The following is a 16,954-nucleotide window of genomic DNA, read 5'->3' as shown; positions in this document are numbered from 1 at the left end:
GTTGGTTTAGCTGTTTAGTTTATTATTCCTTAACCTCTGCAGTTTTCTCTTCTTCTGTTGCTTGATAAGGTGTCGCTTTCTTACCAAATAAAGAGAAATGTACATAACGTTTTGGATGTTCTTTTAAGTCGCGTAGTAAAGCTTCTAATTCTTTACTTGCTCCTTCTAAGTTACTATATAATTGTTCGTCTTTCAATAATTTACCAACTGATCCCTTACCGCCTTGGATATCTCCCATGATTTTATCCATACTTGCAGTAGCGTTATCTAAGTTAGTAAAAGTAGATTTGATATCCAAAGCCTTTAAATCTGTAGAAATAGAAGCAAAGTTGCTACTCATCGTGTTTAAGTTAGTCAACGTACCGTCTAACTTAGGCTGAGTCGCTGCAACCATCTGATTAGTAGCTGCCATTAACTTATTAGCACCTGCTAAAGTACCATCTAATTGAGTCATTGCGCTTTTTAAACTCTGCTGTGTATTCTCATCCATTATATTATTAACAGAAGCTAACATTGTATTTAAATTGGCTAAAGCCTCTTCTACTTTTAACTGTAAAGGTTCAATTTGTTTTGTCAACTTCTCAGTCATATCTAAAACTACCTCTCCTTTAAGCGTTTGTCCAGACTCAGCGAAATTTGTATCTCCAAATAAAGGATCTATCATAATTCCTTTACCTCCTAATAATCCAGGAGAGTAAATCTTAGCTACACTATTCTTAGATATATTTATTTTTTGAGTCATCAATAACTCAACTTTTAATTTTCCTGAAGTATTATCTAAATCGATCTTAGATACTTTCCCTACGACTAAACCATTAATGGTAACCGTTGAAGAAGTAGTCAATCCTTCTACATTATCGTATTCTACATAAAATCTAGTACTGTTATCAAATATGTTTCTCCCTTTTAAAAATGAGTAACCCCAAATGAACAAAGCAATAGCTCCTAATACTAAAATCGCTGTTTTAATTTCTCTTGATATTTTCAAAACTTTTCATTTTTATAACACGCAAAAATAAACTTTTATTTCTAAAGCGCTTGATATTATTTTAATGCTTCCTCTACTGTAATCACTTTACCATCCTTGAATGCTACAATAAATGCAGAACTGTGTCCTTTATCCTTTGCTACTTTCTGATTTTGTTTCGCTGTCTCATAGTCACTTGTCTCCCCGTAATAATATTTACTAAGATTTCCTACGCGCATTGTCGTCACTCCTCTTAGTCCTTTAAAATTCTCAGGTTTTAAAGCTAACACTTTTGATCCTGCTGCAATTTGCACTTTAAAAACAACTTTTTTAGTGTTTGAACTACTTTCTTTTCGAGAATTAGTAGTTGTCTCGTTAGTTGTAGTCTTTCTACTATTATCAACTTTAGCCGTTGCTTTATCATTAGAATCTGCTAATACTAGAGTTTTACTACCTCCATAATAAGCTGCTTTATAATCAATAATCCCTTGTGCTATAGAACGAGCTAATTCTTTCTGTCCTTTACTTGAAGTCAAATAATTCCCTTCTGCTGTATTAGAAACAAAACCTAACTCTATCAATATACTAGGCATAAAAGCCCCGTGTAATACCCAGAACGGACCTTGTTTTACTCCTCTATTCTTTCTCTTCAGATCATTTGTAAAACCATCCTGTACTCTACTTGCTAAATCAATACTCTGATGAATATAATCCTCTTGTAATAGTGTCAAACCAATAATAGACTCTGGAGAAGAAGGATCAAAGCCCGCATACTTAGTCTTATAATCATCCTCCATCATAATCACCGAGTTCTCCGTCTTAGCTACATCTAGGTTAGATTTATTCTTACTAAGCCCCATTACATAAGTCTCAGTACCAGAAGCAGATTCACTATTAACACCATTACAGTGAATAGATACAAATACGTTTCCATTGTTATCATTAGCTAATACAGATCTCTCCTTTACTGGAACGAACACATCTGTCTTACGAGTATAGAACACTTCTATATCAGATTGTTTTTCTAATATCTTACCTACCTCTAAAGCTACTGCTAATACAATATCCTTTTCTACATTCTTCTTATGGTTAGTACCAGTATCTTTTCCTCCATGTCCAGGATCTAATACAACTTTAAATTTTTTCCCATTCTGTGCTTGTATAGAGAAACTCAGGAAAAGAATAGCTAGTAAGGCAAACAGTTTAGAACGACTGTAATTCATATAAATGATATTTATAACGTTTTATAATTTAAATAAAAATACATTTTCAAAAAAAATATATGTAAGTTTGACACGTTAAAAACAACGCGCTTAATTTTACAAAAATAGCATATATATAGGTTTGCGAACAAATATTTTTAATATCGTTTTCATTTTATTGGTTTTTGGAGCAACTTTAACACAAAAAGGGATTGCACAAGACAACAATAAGAAATTTACAGCTGTAAATACTACACTAAAAAGAGATTCTATAGTTACCACCTCTGACACTATAGACAAACTTGCTGTACCCTCTATCCAGGATACACTTAAAAAACAAAAAGACACCATAGTTCCTGCTAACAAACCTCTTCTCGAAGAGATGGTTTATAGAAAAGCAAAAGACTACGAAGCTCTAAACTTAGCAAAAAAAGAAATTACGTTATATAATGAAGCTGAAATACGCTATCAAGATTATGAACTAACTGCAGGTAAAATCATTTTCAATTATGAAAAAAACGAAATCTATGCAGGAGGTATTAAAGATAGTGTTGGTAATATGTCGCAATATCCTGTTTTTAAACAAGGGTCACAGATCGTAGAGCCAGATTCTATCCGCTTCAATACAAAAACTAAAAAAGCATTAGTCTTTAAATCTCGTACTTCACAAGGTGAATTTAGAATTAAAGCAGAAGTGAGTAAAAAGGAGAATGACTCTGTTTACTTCATGAAAGATGTAATCTTTACTACTGCTAAAGATTTAGATGATCCAGAATACTACTTCCGTACCAATAAGGTTAAGTTAGTTCCTGGCAAAAAAGTAGTTACAGGAGTTACCAATATGGTGATTGCTGATGTACCTACACCTCTAGGATTGCCTTTTGCTTTTTTCCCTATGTCAGAGAAAGCCGAATCAGGATTTATCATCCCAAGCTTTGGTGATACCAATCAACAAGGATACTATATTCAGAATGGTGGTTATTACTTTGCGATAAGTGATAAAATGGATTTAAACGTATTAGGGGATTATTATACCAATGGTAGCTGGGGATTGAGACTTAACAGTTCTTATGCTCAACGTTATAAATATAACGGACGTGTTTTAATCCGTTATGAAAACAATATCTTCTCTGAAAAAGGACTTCCAGATTACGCATCTAGTAAGCTATATAATATTCAGTGGAATCACAGTCAAGATGGTAAAGCTAATCCTAACTCGCGATTCTCTGCGTCTGTTAACTTAGGTAGTAGCCAGTACTTCAGACAATCAAACAATACCTATAACGTAGGAGCTTCTATGAATAACACCATGAGCTCATCTGTTAGTTACCAACGTACTTTCGAAAGTGTACCGCAAGTGAATATGTCACTTACTGCTACTCACTCTCAATCAACAAATACGAAGGAGATTAACATGACTCTTCCTACATTACAAGTAAACGTAGATCGTGTATTCCCTTTTGCACCAAAATACGGTTCTAAAAAAGGTATTATTAAGAACTTAAACTTCTCGTATTCTGTACGTGGAGAAAACCGTGTAAAAACACACGAAGATTACTTCTTTAAAAGAGAAATGTTCGACAGTTTAAACACAGCATTCCAACACAGTATTCCGATTGCAACAAACTTTAAAATATTCAAGCACTTCTCTGTAACGGCAGGTGCTTCATATAATGAAGTTTGGTACTTCAATACCATAGAGAAAAAATACAACGCACAAACTAATAAAGTTGATGACATTAGAGTAAATGGATTCGACAGCTTTAGAACATATAATGCTAATGCTAGTATTGGGACAACTATTTATGGTACATTCAACTTTGGAGAAGACAAAAGAATCCAAGCTATACGTCACGTAATGCGTCCAAGCATTGGGTATTCTTATACACCTAGTTTTGAACAGTACTATGACACCTATGCCATAGATGCTACAGGACAAACATTCCAAGATTATACTCGCTTCCAAAATGGTATTTTTGGAGCCCCAGGAAGATATAACTCTAATATGATGAACTTTAACTTAAGTAACACTTTTGAAGCGAAAGTTAGAGATGATGATAATGAAAAAGGTGAGCCGAGAAAAGTAATGCTTTTAAACAGTTTAAACTTCTCTACGAGTTATAATATGTCTGCTGACTCACTGAAGTGGTCTCCTGTACGTGTAAGTGCTGGTACAGCTCTATTTAAAGATAAAATGCAAATTAACTTTGGAGCGACACTTGACCCTTACGCACTAGACAACAACAATAGACGTATAGATACTTACAATATTAACAACGGAGGAAGTCTATTCCGTCTGACAAGTGCTAATATGACTGTAAACTGGTCTCTATCTAGTAAAGATGCCATGTTCGGTAATGCTGAAGACAAAAAGAATCAAAACTCTTTAGACAATGGTGGACGTGCTGATGATTTATTTGGTAGAGCTGTAGAATTAGGAAACCAGAAGAAAAGTACATTAGGTGATGAAGATGAAGACAAACCTTTTGGTGGTTTCTTTAATGCTAAACTACCTTGGGATTTAACCTTTGCCTACTCCATGACTTATAACAACTCATCGAGGCAGAACGAGATAGTCAATAACTCAGTCATGGTATCCGGAAATGTAGATGTCACACCTAATTGGAAAGTAGGTTTCTCTACTGGTTATGACTTTGTTCAGAAAGGAGTTACCTTTACTCAATTAAGATTTGAACGTGATTTGAAGAGTTGGAGAATGGACTTCTCTTGGGTACCTATCGGAACCTATACAAGTTGGGGATTCTTTATTGGTATACGCTCATCAATGTTAAGCGATATCAAATGGGAAAAACGTAAAGCTCCAGACAAAATATACAGATAAAAATAATTCAGAAAGAGGAGGCGTATTTTTACTCCTCCTCTTTTTTTAAAACTATACTTTATGAAGAAAATTATCAATTCAGACAAGGCACCTGCCCCTATCGGACCATACAATCACTCAGTAATGACTGGTGATCTATTATTCATCTCAGGTCAAATTCCTTTTAATCAAGCAACAGAAACGCTTGTTACAACAGGTATTGAAGACGAAGCAAAACAAGTAATGGCTAATCTACAAGCCATACTAGAAGCAGCAAATATGACATTCGAAAACGTTGTTAAAGCAACTATTTTCTTAACAGACATGAATGACTTCGCTAAAGTAAATGAAATATACGGAAGCTTCTTTACAGCTGCTACAGCGCCTGCCAGAGAATGTATGCAGGTAGTAAAATTACCTAGAAATGTAAATGTAGAAATATCTATGATAGCTTCTAAATAAGTAGAAAGCACAGTATTAAAAAGGGGTGATTATTAATTAATAATCACCCCTTTTTAATACTCTTATTTTTTACTTCTAGATTCCCATAAATTGAAAAGCTTTTGCTTTCTCTAATTTATTATTAACTAAACCTGCATATTGTTGTTTTTTAGAAACATCTAACTTTCTAACGCCTGACTTATCACTAAAGTCAATTGATTTTAAATCTAGCCACATTGGAGTTAACGCAATTGGATCCTCATAATAGTATACTAAGTTCTTTTGATCAGACACTGTTCTCCACTTAGTAGAAGACAAGTTTGGTTCTCCATCTATATGCACTCCATATGGAACAGAAACATTTCTAATAATACTAAAAGCTGCTCCTATAGATACTTTTTCATCATCACTTTGTTCTACTGCTTTTGCATAATATGAAGCACGTGCAAAACGATCTTCAGATCTACCTGTACCAGGTAACACTTTATTACCAGGCAAATAGTTCCAATAATCTCTAATAGCTAACTGCTTATCATATGTAGGTGAATTCGCTACCACAGTATAAGAAGGATCGTGATAAATTTTTAACTTTCCATCAATAAACTCAAAAATAGCATTATCTCCTTTTGCATCAGATATTGTTAAATGTACAGTTGCCAATGAAGTACGTCCTGGTGTATTAGCCGTAACTACAATCAAAGGGTTCTTCTGTAAGTCAGTTACAGCTTCATTTACATCTGCATAATTATCTAACACATACTGAGCCCATGCTGCCAAGCTAATTCCTTTGTCCTTCCCATCAGGGTTGTACTCTGGATATTGAGATTCTACTAACCAAAGAATATTAGCCACCAACCCTTTTTCATTCATTCCATCGGTAGTTGCAATATCAAATGCAGAAGTTATAACACTTCCGTACTTAGACTTCCATTTTATTGAAGCCTGCCCTACTTCTCCATTGCGCTCCATCCCTCTTGGAAACACCCATATATTAGGCATAATCTCTTCTTTCCAGTCCATCGAACGCGCTGTGATAACAGTATTATTTGGCCCTTTATAAACAACTCTTGTACATGCATCAGCTTCAGTCAATCCAAAGATAAATGCTCCCAAAACAAAAGCTCCTGTAAACACTCTTTTTATTCTTTTCATAATAAACATAGTTAAGTTCCTACTAAATTAGCTATTTAATTAATCACTCAAAAGCAATTAAACAAAATATAACATCTTTTATCTTCCTTCTTAAATAAATTACTATTTTTAAAATAAACGATTTTTACTTTAAAAATATACTAGGTTGTTCCAAACACCATGCCTATTTATTTTTAGGTGTTCTTTTTAATCTAATACAGACGAGAGTATTCTAATCTTATTGAAATCAATCTTTAGCGAATCTTAGATTCAACCAACAAACGTAACAGTAATTAATATTTTTAAATTAAAACATAAATTACAACTTCGATATTTATGAATAATCAGAACGTTCAGCTTGCACTTTCTAGGGGATTACTAGGGGTTTTCTAGGGCTTTCCTTGCCCAGAAGGTGTCTTTCTCGAAGAAATGTGCAAGAAACCCGCAAGCAAACCCCTAGCAAGTCAATACAAAACTATCTTTAGCATCTCAAGTAATATTGAGAAGAAATGGAGTTCTTGCTAACAACTCTGTAAATGAGCTATTTAAATATTTTTCCCATTTGTAATTGCTAAAAACTAATTGTCACACGTACGCAAGTTTTTACCTACAAAAAAAGGCACATAATACCTATGCGCCTATTCCCTTTATATTTGTCTAGTTTTTTTCTAGAATTTCCTTACTTAATTGTACTGATAGCATTTAACAACAACTGAGCTGAAGCTTCATTTGTTGCCAAAGGTACATTGTGTACATCACATACTCGTAATAACATATTAATGTCTGGCTCATGAGGGTGTTTTCCTAGAGGATCTTTAAAGAATAGCACCATGGCAGTCTTTCCTTCCGCTACTCTTGCAGCAATCTGAGCATCTCCCCCTAATGGTCCAGAAAGCATACGCTTTACCTTAAAGCCCGCATCCTCTGCCATACTTCCTGTAGTTCCTGTACCAATCAATGATATTCCTTCACTTGATAGAATTTCTCTGTTTTTTTTGATAAACTCTAACATTTCTTTCTTCTTAGCATCATGTGCTACAATTGCTATTTCCATACTTGTTATTATTTATGATATTCGATTAATCCGTCTAATGGCTTTTGAATTATTTTTCCAACCTGAATATTATGTTCAGCCATCACTTCTCTAAACTCATCTTGTAAAAAATATGCCACAGAACCCACAAAGTGTACAGGTACACTAGTATACTCTGGGTTATTCTTTATATAGTGATTTACAAAAAAAGATATTTGCTCTCTAATCATTTCTTGAAAAAAAGCTTTATCCTTATGCTCAATCAAAAAAGGCAAAAAAGAAGCCATATAAGCATTAGGGTTTTCTTTCTTATAAAAATTGTACTTCACTACATCAGCATCTACATCGTATTTACTTTTAAATAAATCTGCTAATTCTTTAGGCATCATTTTTAAAAAGAAACTCTTGATCATTAATCTACCGAGTGCACTTCCACTACAATCATCCATAGCCATAAAACCTAAAGACTCTATTCTTTGATATACTTTCTCTCCATCAAAATAAGAGACATTAGATCCTGTACCATTAATACAGACTATTCCTTTTTCTCCTTTTCCTACAGTCGCGTAAATAGCCGCATAAGTATCTTCGTGAACATTAATGTTTTTACAATTCGCAAAGTAATCTTCAGCAAATCTTTTAACGATATTTTTTGTACGATCAGACCCACACCCTGAACCATAAAAATAAAGTTCTTTAACCTCGTCTTTATTCTTACAGATATCAGGCACTGTATTAACGCGGGTAAAGAACTCATCTAAAGTAATAACTTCGGGATTTAGTCCTAGACTAGTCACCGAAGTTATAACATTATTATTCTGGTCAAAGAAAATCCAATCAGCCTTAGTGGAACCACTATCGACGATTATTTTCATTTAAACTATTTAATTATTTTAAATTATTCATTAAGATAGCCATATCAACCATCTTAGCAGAATAACCATACTCGTTATCATACCAAGCTACAATCTTAAAAAAAGTACTGTTTAATCCGATACCTGCTTTAGCATCTACAATACAAGTATGCGGATCAGATACAAAATCTTGAGACACAACATCCTCTTCTGTATAAGCCATCACTCCTTTTAATTCGTTCTCACTTGCTTTCTTCAACACAGCTAACACTTCTTCATAAGATGTTTCTTTAGCTACTTTAACTGTTAAATCTACAGCAGATACGTCAGCAGTAGGAACACGCATAGACATTCCTGTAAGTTTTCCTTTTAATTCAGGAATAACTTTACCTACAGCCTTAGCTGCACCTGTAGAAGCAGGAATAATATTATTCATAGCAGAACGTCCACCTCTAAAATCTTTCTTAGAAGGACCATCTACTGTAAACTGTGTAGCTGTTACAGCGTGTACTGTAGTCATTAAAGCTTCTACAATACCAAAATTATCATTAATAACTTTAGCTAATGGCGCTAAACAGTTAGTAGTACAAGAAGCATTAGAAACGATTGTATCTGTAGCTTTCATATCTTTCTCATTCACTCCCATAACATACATTGGAGCAGTTCCTGATGGAGCAGAGATTAATACTTTCTTAGCTCCTGCATCGATATGTTTTTGCGCGCTATCTAATTCTTTAAAGATACCTGTACAGTCAGCTACTACATCTACTTTTACTTCATCCCATTTTAATAAAGAAGGATCTTTTTCTGCTGTTACACGGATTGTTTGTCCATTCACTACTAAATGACCATCTTTTACTTCTACAGTTCCATCAAAACGACCGTGAACAGAGTCAAACTTAATTAAATAAGCTAAGTGCTCTACTGCCATTAAATCATTAACTGCTACTATCTCAACATTAGGATTCTTTACCGCTTCTCTTAACATTAAACGTCCAATACGTCCAAAACCGTTAATACCAATTCTTGTTTTCATAATTCTATTTCGTTTTATTATTTCTTTTAAATTGTGATGATATCAGATACTCTAAGTAGTTCCTGATCTATTGGAGAATGACCTTTTACTGCTTGTTCTAATGGTGTAAGCGCTACTTGATCATTGATTAAACCAACCATATAGTTGCGTTCTCCTGCTAATAACGTTTCAACCGCTTTCACACTCAATCTACTTGCTAATACACGGTCGAAGCAAGATGGCGCTCCTCCTCTTTGCATATGTCCCAATACAGACACACGCACTTCGTATTCTGGCAAATTAGTTTCTACGTATTCTCCTATTTCAAATACATTTTTACCTAATTTTTCACCTTCTGCTACGATAACTATACTAGATGATTTTCCTGATTTTTTGCTTTTCTTTAGAGATTCTAGTAGACGCTCCATTCCCATATTCTCTTCTGGAATAAGAATCTCTTCTGCTCCAGCTCCAATACCTGCATTCAGTGCGATATGACCTGCATCTCTCCCCATAACTTCTACAAAGAATAAACGTTTATGTGAGCTGGCAGTATCTCTAATTTTATCTACAGCATCTACTACTGTATTTAAGGCAGTGTCAAACCCAATAGTATGACTTGTACCGTGTATATCATTATCAATAGTACCTGGAATTCCCATTACTGGAATGTCATACTCCTTGCTCAATATCATAGCTCCTGTAAAACTTCCGTCTCCACCAATAACAATCAATGCATCAATACCTGCATTCTTTAAGTTCTCATAAGCTGTTTTACGACCTTCCTCAGAACGGAAAGCTATGCTTCGAGCTGTTTTAAGGATAGTACCTCCTTTATTAATAATGTAATTTACATCACGAGGACCCAATACTTCAAAATCACCTTCAACTAATCCTTGAAATCCCCTAAATATTCCTACACACATTACATCGTGAAAAGAACAAGTACGAACAATTGCCCTAATTGCTGCGTTCATCCCTGGAGCATCTCCTCCAGAAGTTAAGACACCGATCTTTTTAATCGCCTTACTCATATTTTATCGTTTTGAGTAAATTTACGAATAATAGACCATTTTAACAAAAATAGAAGCCCCTTATTCTACCTCTATTTTGTTAAATTATAAGTGTCTGACGGAGCTGTAGATGACTTCCTTCTATTCTCATAAAACTTGATAAAATCCCTATTAAAGTCAGAGTCTGGCAACTCTTCTGATCGGTTAGTATCTTGCTTTTTATTCTTACTTTGGTCTTTTTCTCTTGTTTTAGCTCTATTTAAGATTTTTGAGATCAATTCTTTAAAAGTATCAAAATCTACTTCATAAGACAATCCTACACCTTGCGTATATCCAATCCCTTCACCGATATAGTTAATATCATTTTCGCGATTAAATACTCTTGCACTTAAAGACCCTTCTTCATTAAGGCGTAACATCACCTCTACATCCCCTACGATCACAGACTGCTCCACTCCTCCTACAGGTACACCCAGTTTACCATTGACAGAAATACGATCGTTAACTTTAGTCGAGAAGGTTACCCCTACACGTCCTTCCGTTTGTGTATAAGGATTTCGCTCTCCTTGTGCATAGTTTAACCCTACTTTAAACTTATCGTCCTCATCCGAAAATATCTCATCAAAAATACTACTAGCACGCTCAAATAAACTTCCTGCTAATGTAGAAGAAGAGTTATCAGAAGAGAAGAATGCTCCTGTAGCTAACAGAGCCATCGCTTGACGCTCACGCATATCACGTTCACTCAGCCTATAATCTAATTCTGACTTCACTACAGAACTCACTGTTGGGAAGTTGATTTCAAAGTCTACCTCAGGATTACTTAAACTACCATTTAAGACAATAGCAACATCTGTAGGTACTTTTCTATTGATAATAGAGTTATCTATGATTACACTTGGATTTGCATCTGTATGATAAATTGCCTGCAAGTCTAACATTGCATTCATAGGATCTCCATCCCAACGAATCGTACCATACTTCTTCACAACAAATTTCTTATCAATCAATCCACCATATCGGAAGTTATATTCTCCTTCATACGCCTGGAAGTCACCCCACATATTAAACTTACCTAAGGTGTTTATCTCCATCGTGATAAATCCTGCTCCTCTACCTCGCATAGCATGTCCTGACTCACGATCTAGTATAATTTCAATCTCTGCATCAGGAGTTAATACAAACTCAAAGTCAAGCTCTATACCACTGTTTCGATACCTATACATATCGTACTCTTTTCCTTTGAGACGCAAAGCCTTTTCTTGAGGTGATAAGAAGTGTATAAAGTTATTCTCACCAGTACCTTGCGCTTCTTTCAACGGAATCTTAATAGCGGTTCCTTTATTAGATGTCGCATTAATATTAATAGCTAACATCTCTACAGGTCCACTTAACTTAGCCATTCCATTAATAAAGGCTTTACCATAATAGATACTTCCCTCTTCGAATTTAGTATCTAAGGCTAATAAATTAGGAGAAGAAAGCACTAAATTCAATGCCCAATCATTAAACGCCTTATGAGAAATATCTCCGTCTATAATTCCTTCTGTTTTATGTTTTGAATCTATAATACGCACTTTACGCAATATGAACTGACGCTCTGTTAAATCTAAAGCAGCATCTTCTTCAAAATTATAATCTACTCCAGTGAACTTAGACTTCATACCTGCCTTATTTAGGTGTAATCGTCCATTCACCTCAGGTTTCTTCGCTGTACCCTGAATATTAATTTTTCCTGATGTAGTTCCTCTTACATCAGAAACAATTGTTTTAAGTAAAGGTTCTATCGGTTTAACAGAAAAATCTTTAAATCCTGATTCTAGATTTAATTGCATCTGTTTATTGACAATAGCTAAATCACCATTTAAATAGAACTTTTCTTTCTCATTATCCACAATGCTAGACTGAACTTTAAAGTTCTTTAAACGCTCATCTCCGTCAACATGGAAAGCTAAATCTCCTAGCCTAACCTTATTGACAGCTAGTTCATCTATATTGATATTTACCTTAGGTTGGAACACATCTTTAACCTGAGAGAAATGTAAATCACCATCTATATTACCAGCGAACTCTAGATTAGAAATATCAGGGGCAAACTTAGCTAAGTCTACTTGCTTAAACTCTAAATCAAAGTGTTTGTAAGTTGAATCTCTTACTGCGCCTGTCAGATTGACCTCTTGTCCATTATGTGATAATGATAAATCATCAATAGTAAAGTCCTCTAACTTCTTATTAAAAATAACTTTATTCTTCTTATTATCACTTTCATTAATACTCCACAAGAAGTCTTTTAGGAAGATATCTGACTTCTTAAACCCTACTACAGATAGGTTTTCCTCATTAATAGTGTGGTATAAGTTCAGATTAAACTTATCCTTACCATGCGTTCCTCCTTTAAACTCAGAACGAACAAATAGTGTATCATTATGAGTCAAGTTTAATAAATTAAAATCTGTGATACGATAAAACTTAGATTTCATACTATCCAGTGAAACATAAGTATTATATAAAGGGTTAGAGTTATTTACATCTAACAATACATTGTAAAAATTGAAATCTTCAATACCAATACTTGGTGAAGAGAAGTTCAGTTTAAAAATATTATCATCGTTATCTATATTTCCCTCAACATGTGTTGATGCACTTAAAGTCAATTGTGGCAAAAACACCTCTATTAACCTATTGTGTACTGTAATGTCAAAATCGAGATATTGTTCTTCTTTAATCTTATAAGGTGAGTAGTTAGTATATAAACTTCCTAGTGCATTAGTAAACAATGCTCTTAAATCCTTAAACAAGAATTTACCTTTAATATACCCCTCTATTGCCTCCTGTGACACAAAAGAAATAAGACGTTCATTCTCTGGATTAAATTCCGAATTTAATGTAAAATGACCGAATACATACTCATCTTTACTATTGATATAAGTAGTATTACGCATTGTAAATGTACCTGCTAAATCATCAAGAGTATTACCTGAAGCTTTAAACTCAAACTGTCCTTTAAATTTAGAAAGTGTATCATTTACTAAATGTAATGCATATAAATCTGCGTAGTCAACATCTGCAATGAAATCATAGTTCTTAACTTCTGAACTCAAATCTATCATCCCATTAAAGTCTAACTGCAAATTAGGGTCTTGGCTGTGTACTAAACCGCGATAATAAGGCATCTTTAACAATCCATCTACCGCAATATTCGTGTACTTATACTTAGCAAAGTCAAAAGAGAACACATCACCTTTAATACTTGTGTTTAAAGATTTTTGATTAAAACCAACTCCATCAACCTCTAAATCTACAGAAGTCAAACCAAAATTCTGGTTCTTTATAAATTCTCCTAAGTCAAACTTCTCTAAAACAATATCCCCTTTATAAGCAGCTAGATTGGGATTATCAAGGTTTTCTATATCTATAACAGCTTTTCCTTTTCCAATAGACGTCAATAAATCAATATCTGTTTTTAGGGTGCGCTTCGTCATCTCGATATCTCCTTTGATATCTACTTGTCCAAGATTAGTTAATTCCGTAGGTAATAGTTCATGCAATAACTCAGGCATTAACCCTACAATGTGATCACGAGTAATAAATAGTCGATCCACATTAGCCTTCATCCAGAACGGCTTTACTTTATCGAATACATTTCTAAAACTAAATAACCCTCTCACATTAGACATATTGTCATCTACTAAATTTACATTTTTCATTGTAAAATCGTTCATCACACCATTAATATGCCCTGTAACATACACCATCTTATTCTCTGCAAAAATACCTGTAAAGGCATTTAAATCTGAGGAATTCAATACTGCTTTTCTAATCTCAAAATCCCAATTCACCTTATCTACGAAGTACTTCATATCTCCTAAAGCATAAGTGAACTTAAGATCTCCTTCTATAGCCGACTTTTTCGTTTGTAAATCTAGCTTCTCCATAGAGATACTAGTTTTAGTATGAGTAAAATTACCTGACAGATTTGTCACGCCCATACCCCAATTATCCTCAAAACTAGATTTCAAAACATTAGCATAAATATCAGGTCCTTTAATAAAGAAGTCTTCTACTTCCCCATTAATATTTTTAAAATCTATTGCTACTGGTGTTTCTGCTTCATCGTCAGAAATAATCAAATGAGTATTTTTAATTGTTAGATGAGAAGATTTCAGCCTAAACTTACCTTCTCCCTCTTTTCCATCATCAAATGCATTAATCAACTGATCTAAAGTTGTAAACTCTTCTCCTTTGTATTTATGTATTCTTAAATACAGCCCATCTACCTTTGTTTTACCAAAATATAATCTCCCTTGAATAAGTTCATTAAAATCTGAAATACTCGTTGTAAAGGCTTTTATTTCTATAAAATTAGTATCGTGATTATCCTTTGCAGTAACCTCTTTCAATGTAACTCGACCAAATATACTGACTGCTAGTCTTTCTATCTCTAACTTAGTACCAAACTGGCTATTAATCTTCTCCATAGCGTGCTGAGCCAGAAAGGTTTGAACCACAGGCAAAGACAGTGCCCCTGCAATGATCACAACCAAGCTAAAGACAGCCAATAATAGGCGAAAAAGTATTTTATTAAATTTTTTGATAACTATTAATGTTTTAAATTTGCCCCAATCTACTCGTGGTTTCTTATAAAAACCAAACAATAAGCAAATTTATATAATTTTCCATAGGGTTGGGTAGATTTTACCTTAATAAATTATACAATTATAGAATATTAAAATGTCTTTAAAACCTACCTATATTTTAGCCATAGAGAGCTCATGTGATGATACTTCTGCCGCAATCATGGCTGACAACAAAGTATTGTCAAACATAGTCGCAAGACAGGAAATACACGAAGAGTATGGAGGTGTTGTTCCTGAACTAGCATCTCGTGCTCATCAACAAAACATCGTTCCTGTGGTTGACATTGCTCTTAAAAAAGCAGGAATAACGAAGGATGACTTAGATGGTATTGCCTTTACACAAGGCCCTGGACTAATGGGGTCACTATTAGTAGGCGGATCATTTGCCAAGAGTTTATCTCTAGCTCTTGATATTCCATTAGTGGCTGTAAATCATATGCACGCCCATATCTTATGTCATTTTATAGATGAAGAAGGATATGACAAACCTGAGTTTCCTTTCTTAGCAATGACCATCTCAGGTGGACATACCCAAATCGTGAAGGTAAATAGTTTCTTTGACTTAGAAATACTAGGAGAAACCACAGATGACGCTGTAGGAGAAGCTTTTGACAAATCTGCTAAAGTTTTGGGATTCCCTTACCCTGGAGGTCCTTTAATTGATAAATATGCTAAAGAAGGTAATTCCAAAGCATTTGCTTTCACTAAACCTAAAGTAGACGGACTGAACTTTAGTTTCAGTGGTTTAAAAACACAGTTTCTTTATTTTATTCAAAAAAATGTAGCCACTAACCCTAATTTTATTGAAGAAAACAAAGCTGATATATGTGCCTCTATTCAGTATACCATTATCCAAATCTTACTAGACAAACTTAAACTTGCAGTTAAAGAAACAGGGATTAAGCAAATCGTCATTGGTGGTGGTGTATCTGCTAACTCTGGTATTAGACAAGCACTTAAAGAAGGAGAGAAAAAATATAAGTGGAAAGCATTCATCCCTAAATTTGAATATACAACAGATAATGCTGCTATGATTGGAATAGTAGGGTACTATAAATACAAAGAATCTATTTTTGCTGATTCTTCAGTAGTTTCTAAAGCACGTATTGAATTCTAAAACTTAAATATGCAATTATTTTATTCGCCAGAAATCGAAAAAGGACAAACATCTTTCACTTTTGATAAAGATGAAAGTAAACATATCATCAAAGTACTAAGACGTAAAATGGGAGATCTCCTATATGTTACCAATGGTAAAGGCACATTGTTTACAACTAAAATTACTTTAGACTCGGACAAAAAATGTGTTACTGAAATTATCGATTCTGAAGATCAAGCACCTACTCCATTTCGCCTACACTTAGCCGTTGCACCAACGAAAATGAACGAACGTTACGAATGGTTTTTAGAGAAAGCAACAGAAATAGGGATACACGAGATAACGCCAATTATTTGCGACCATTCTGAGAGAAAAATAGTAAAGACAGAGCGATTTGAAAAAATTATTCAATCCGCAATGAAACAATCTTTACAATATCATTTACCTATTCTAAACGACCCCATAAGCTTAAAAGACTTTTTAAATCAAGACCATCAAGGAGAAAAATATATTGCTCATTGTGAAGAAACCGAAAAAGTCTTGCTAAAAGACAGTATAGATATTCACAAAAATTATTTACTTTTAGTAGGTCCAGAGGGAGACTTCTCTACCAATGAAATTAACTTAGCATTAGCAAAAGGATATCGACCAGTATCACTAGGACATACAAGATTAAGAACAGAAACAGCCGCTTTAGTAGCCGTGCATAGTTTCGTATTTACAAATGAATAAAAATCATTA

12 protein-coding genes are annotated in these 16,954 nt (G+C 34.1%); 4 read left to right on the top strand and 8 right to left on the bottom strand.

Translation table 11 applies throughout. The annotated features are described in order from the left end of the window. Nucleotides 1-22: 22 nt before the first annotated feature. Complete coding sequence (locus tag E0Z07_RS11850; RefSeq protein WP_006259201.1) at nt 23-988, bottom strand: MlaD family protein; 966 nt, start codon at nt 986-988, stop codon at nt 23-25. Between the two features lie 56 nt (nt 989-1,044). Continuing rightward, a complete protein-coding gene (locus tag E0Z07_RS11845; protein ID WP_006259202.1) occupies nt 1,045-2,190 on the bottom strand; it encodes an N-acetylmuramoyl-L-alanine amidase family protein in 1,146 nt (381 codons plus the stop codon). Nucleotides 2,191-2,311: 121 nt separating this feature from the next. Between E0Z07_RS11845 and E0Z07_RS11840 the strand changes: the two genes are divergently transcribed. Together E0Z07_RS11840 and E0Z07_RS11835 are read left to right on the top strand one after the other, a co-directional pair. Further along, nucleotides 2,312-5,011: a putative LPS assembly protein LptD gene (locus tag E0Z07_RS11840; RefSeq protein ID WP_025125614.1), complete on the top strand. Its 2,700-nt coding sequence runs from the start codon at nt 2,312-2,314 to the stop codon at nt 5,009-5,011. A gap of 60 nt (nt 5,012-5,071) precedes the next feature. After that, nucleotides 5,072-5,452, top strand: a complete 381-nt coding sequence (locus E0Z07_RS11835) for a RidA family protein (protein WP_006259204.1) — start codon at nt 5,072-5,074, stop codon at nt 5,450-5,452. Nucleotides 5,453-5,527: 75 nt separating this feature from the next. Here E0Z07_RS11835 and E0Z07_RS11830 read toward each other — a convergent pair whose 3' ends face one another. From E0Z07_RS11830 to E0Z07_RS11805, 6 genes are all read right to left on the bottom strand, one after another. Next, nucleotides 5,528-6,583: a linear amide C-N hydrolase gene (locus tag E0Z07_RS11830; RefSeq protein WP_006260977.1), complete on the bottom strand. Its 1,056-nt coding sequence runs from the start codon at nt 6,581-6,583 to the stop codon at nt 5,528-5,530. A gap of 658 nt (nt 6,584-7,241) precedes the next feature. Further along, on the bottom strand, nt 7,242-7,616 hold the full coding sequence (locus E0Z07_RS11825; RefSeq protein WP_006259206.1) for a methylglyoxal synthase: 375 nt from the start codon (nt 7,614-7,616) through the stop codon (nt 7,242-7,244). Between the two features lie 8 nt (nt 7,617-7,624). Then, nucleotides 7,625-8,470 carry a BadF/BadG/BcrA/BcrD ATPase family protein gene (locus tag E0Z07_RS11820; protein ID WP_006259207.1) on the bottom strand — a complete coding sequence of 282 codons (846 nt, stop codon included), beginning with the start codon at nt 8,468-8,470 and terminating at the stop codon, nt 7,625-7,627. A 13-nt stretch (nt 8,471-8,483) separates the two neighbouring features. Beyond that, nucleotides 8,484-9,485 carry a type I glyceraldehyde-3-phosphate dehydrogenase gene (gene gap / locus E0Z07_RS11815; protein WP_058699521.1) on the bottom strand — a complete coding sequence of 334 codons (1,002 nt, stop codon included), beginning with the start codon at nt 9,483-9,485 and terminating at the stop codon, nt 8,484-8,486. A 26-nt stretch (nt 9,486-9,511) separates the two neighbouring features. Beyond that, nucleotides 9,512-10,498, bottom strand: a complete 987-nt coding sequence (gene pfkA, locus E0Z07_RS11810; protein ID WP_058699520.1) for a 6-phosphofructokinase — start codon at nt 10,496-10,498, stop codon at nt 9,512-9,514. 71 nt (nt 10,499-10,569) lie between these two features. After that, nucleotides 10,570-15,132 carry a translocation/assembly module TamB domain-containing protein gene (locus E0Z07_RS11805; RefSeq protein ID WP_131540788.1) on the bottom strand — a complete coding sequence of 1,521 codons (4,563 nt, stop codon included), beginning with the start codon at nt 15,130-15,132 and terminating at the stop codon, nt 10,570-10,572. A 76-nt stretch (nt 15,133-15,208) separates the two neighbouring features. On the opposite strand from E0Z07_RS11805, the gene tsaD reads away from it, so the two are divergent. After that, entirely contained in the window at nt 15,209-16,231 is a 1,023-nt protein-coding gene (tsaD, locus tag E0Z07_RS11800; protein WP_131540787.1) for a tRNA (adenosine(37)-N6)-threonylcarbamoyltransferase complex transferase subunit TsaD, read from the top strand. A 9-nt stretch (nt 16,232-16,240) separates the two neighbouring features. After that, a complete protein-coding gene (locus E0Z07_RS11795; RefSeq protein WP_006259212.1) occupies nt 16,241-16,945 on the top strand; it encodes a 16S rRNA (uracil(1498)-N(3))-methyltransferase in 705 nt (234 codons plus the stop codon). Nucleotides 16,946-16,954 lie beyond the last annotated feature (9 nt).

The organism is Myroides odoratimimus (assembly GCF_004337635.1).
Classification (GTDB): Bacteria; Bacteroidota; Bacteroidia; order Flavobacteriales; family Flavobacteriaceae; genus Flavobacterium; species Flavobacterium odoratimimum.
The sequence above is the reverse complement of the archived record's forward strand: the minus strand, read 5'-3'. Positions and strand labels throughout refer to the sequence as shown.

Bases quoted from the DNA above. Each gene is read 5' to 3' on its own strand.
- E0Z07_RS11845 (WP_006259202.1), bottom strand. From the start codon at position 2,190: ATGAATTACAGTCGTTCTAAACTGTTTGCCTTACTAGCTATTCTTTTC.
- E0Z07_RS11835 (WP_006259204.1), top strand. From the start codon at position 5,072: ATGAAGAAAATTATCAATTCAGACAAGGCACCTGCCCCTATCGGACCA.
- E0Z07_RS11830 (WP_006260977.1), bottom strand. From the start codon at position 6,583: ATGAAAAGAATAAAAAGAGTGTTTACAGGAGCTTTTGTTTTGGGAGCA.
- E0Z07_RS11825 (WP_006259206.1), bottom strand. From the start codon at position 7,616: ATGGAAATAGCAATTGTAGCACATGATGCTAAGAAGAAAGAAATGTTA.
- E0Z07_RS11820 (WP_006259207.1), bottom strand. From the start codon at position 8,470: ATGAAAATAATCGTCGATAGTGGTTCCACTAAGGCTGATTGGATTTTC.
- gap (WP_058699521.1), bottom strand. From the start codon at position 9,485: ATGAAAACAAGAATTGGTATTAACGGTTTTGGACGTATTGGACGTTTA.
- pfkA (WP_058699520.1), bottom strand. From the start codon at position 10,498: ATGAGTAAGGCGATTAAAAAGATCGGTGTCTTAACTTCTGGAGGAGAT.
- tsaD (WP_131540787.1), top strand. From the start codon at position 15,209: ATGTCTTTAAAACCTACCTATATTTTAGCCATAGAGAGCTCATGTGAT.
- E0Z07_RS11795 (WP_006259212.1), top strand. From the start codon at position 16,241: ATGCAATTATTTTATTCGCCAGAAATCGAAAAAGGACAAACATCTTTC.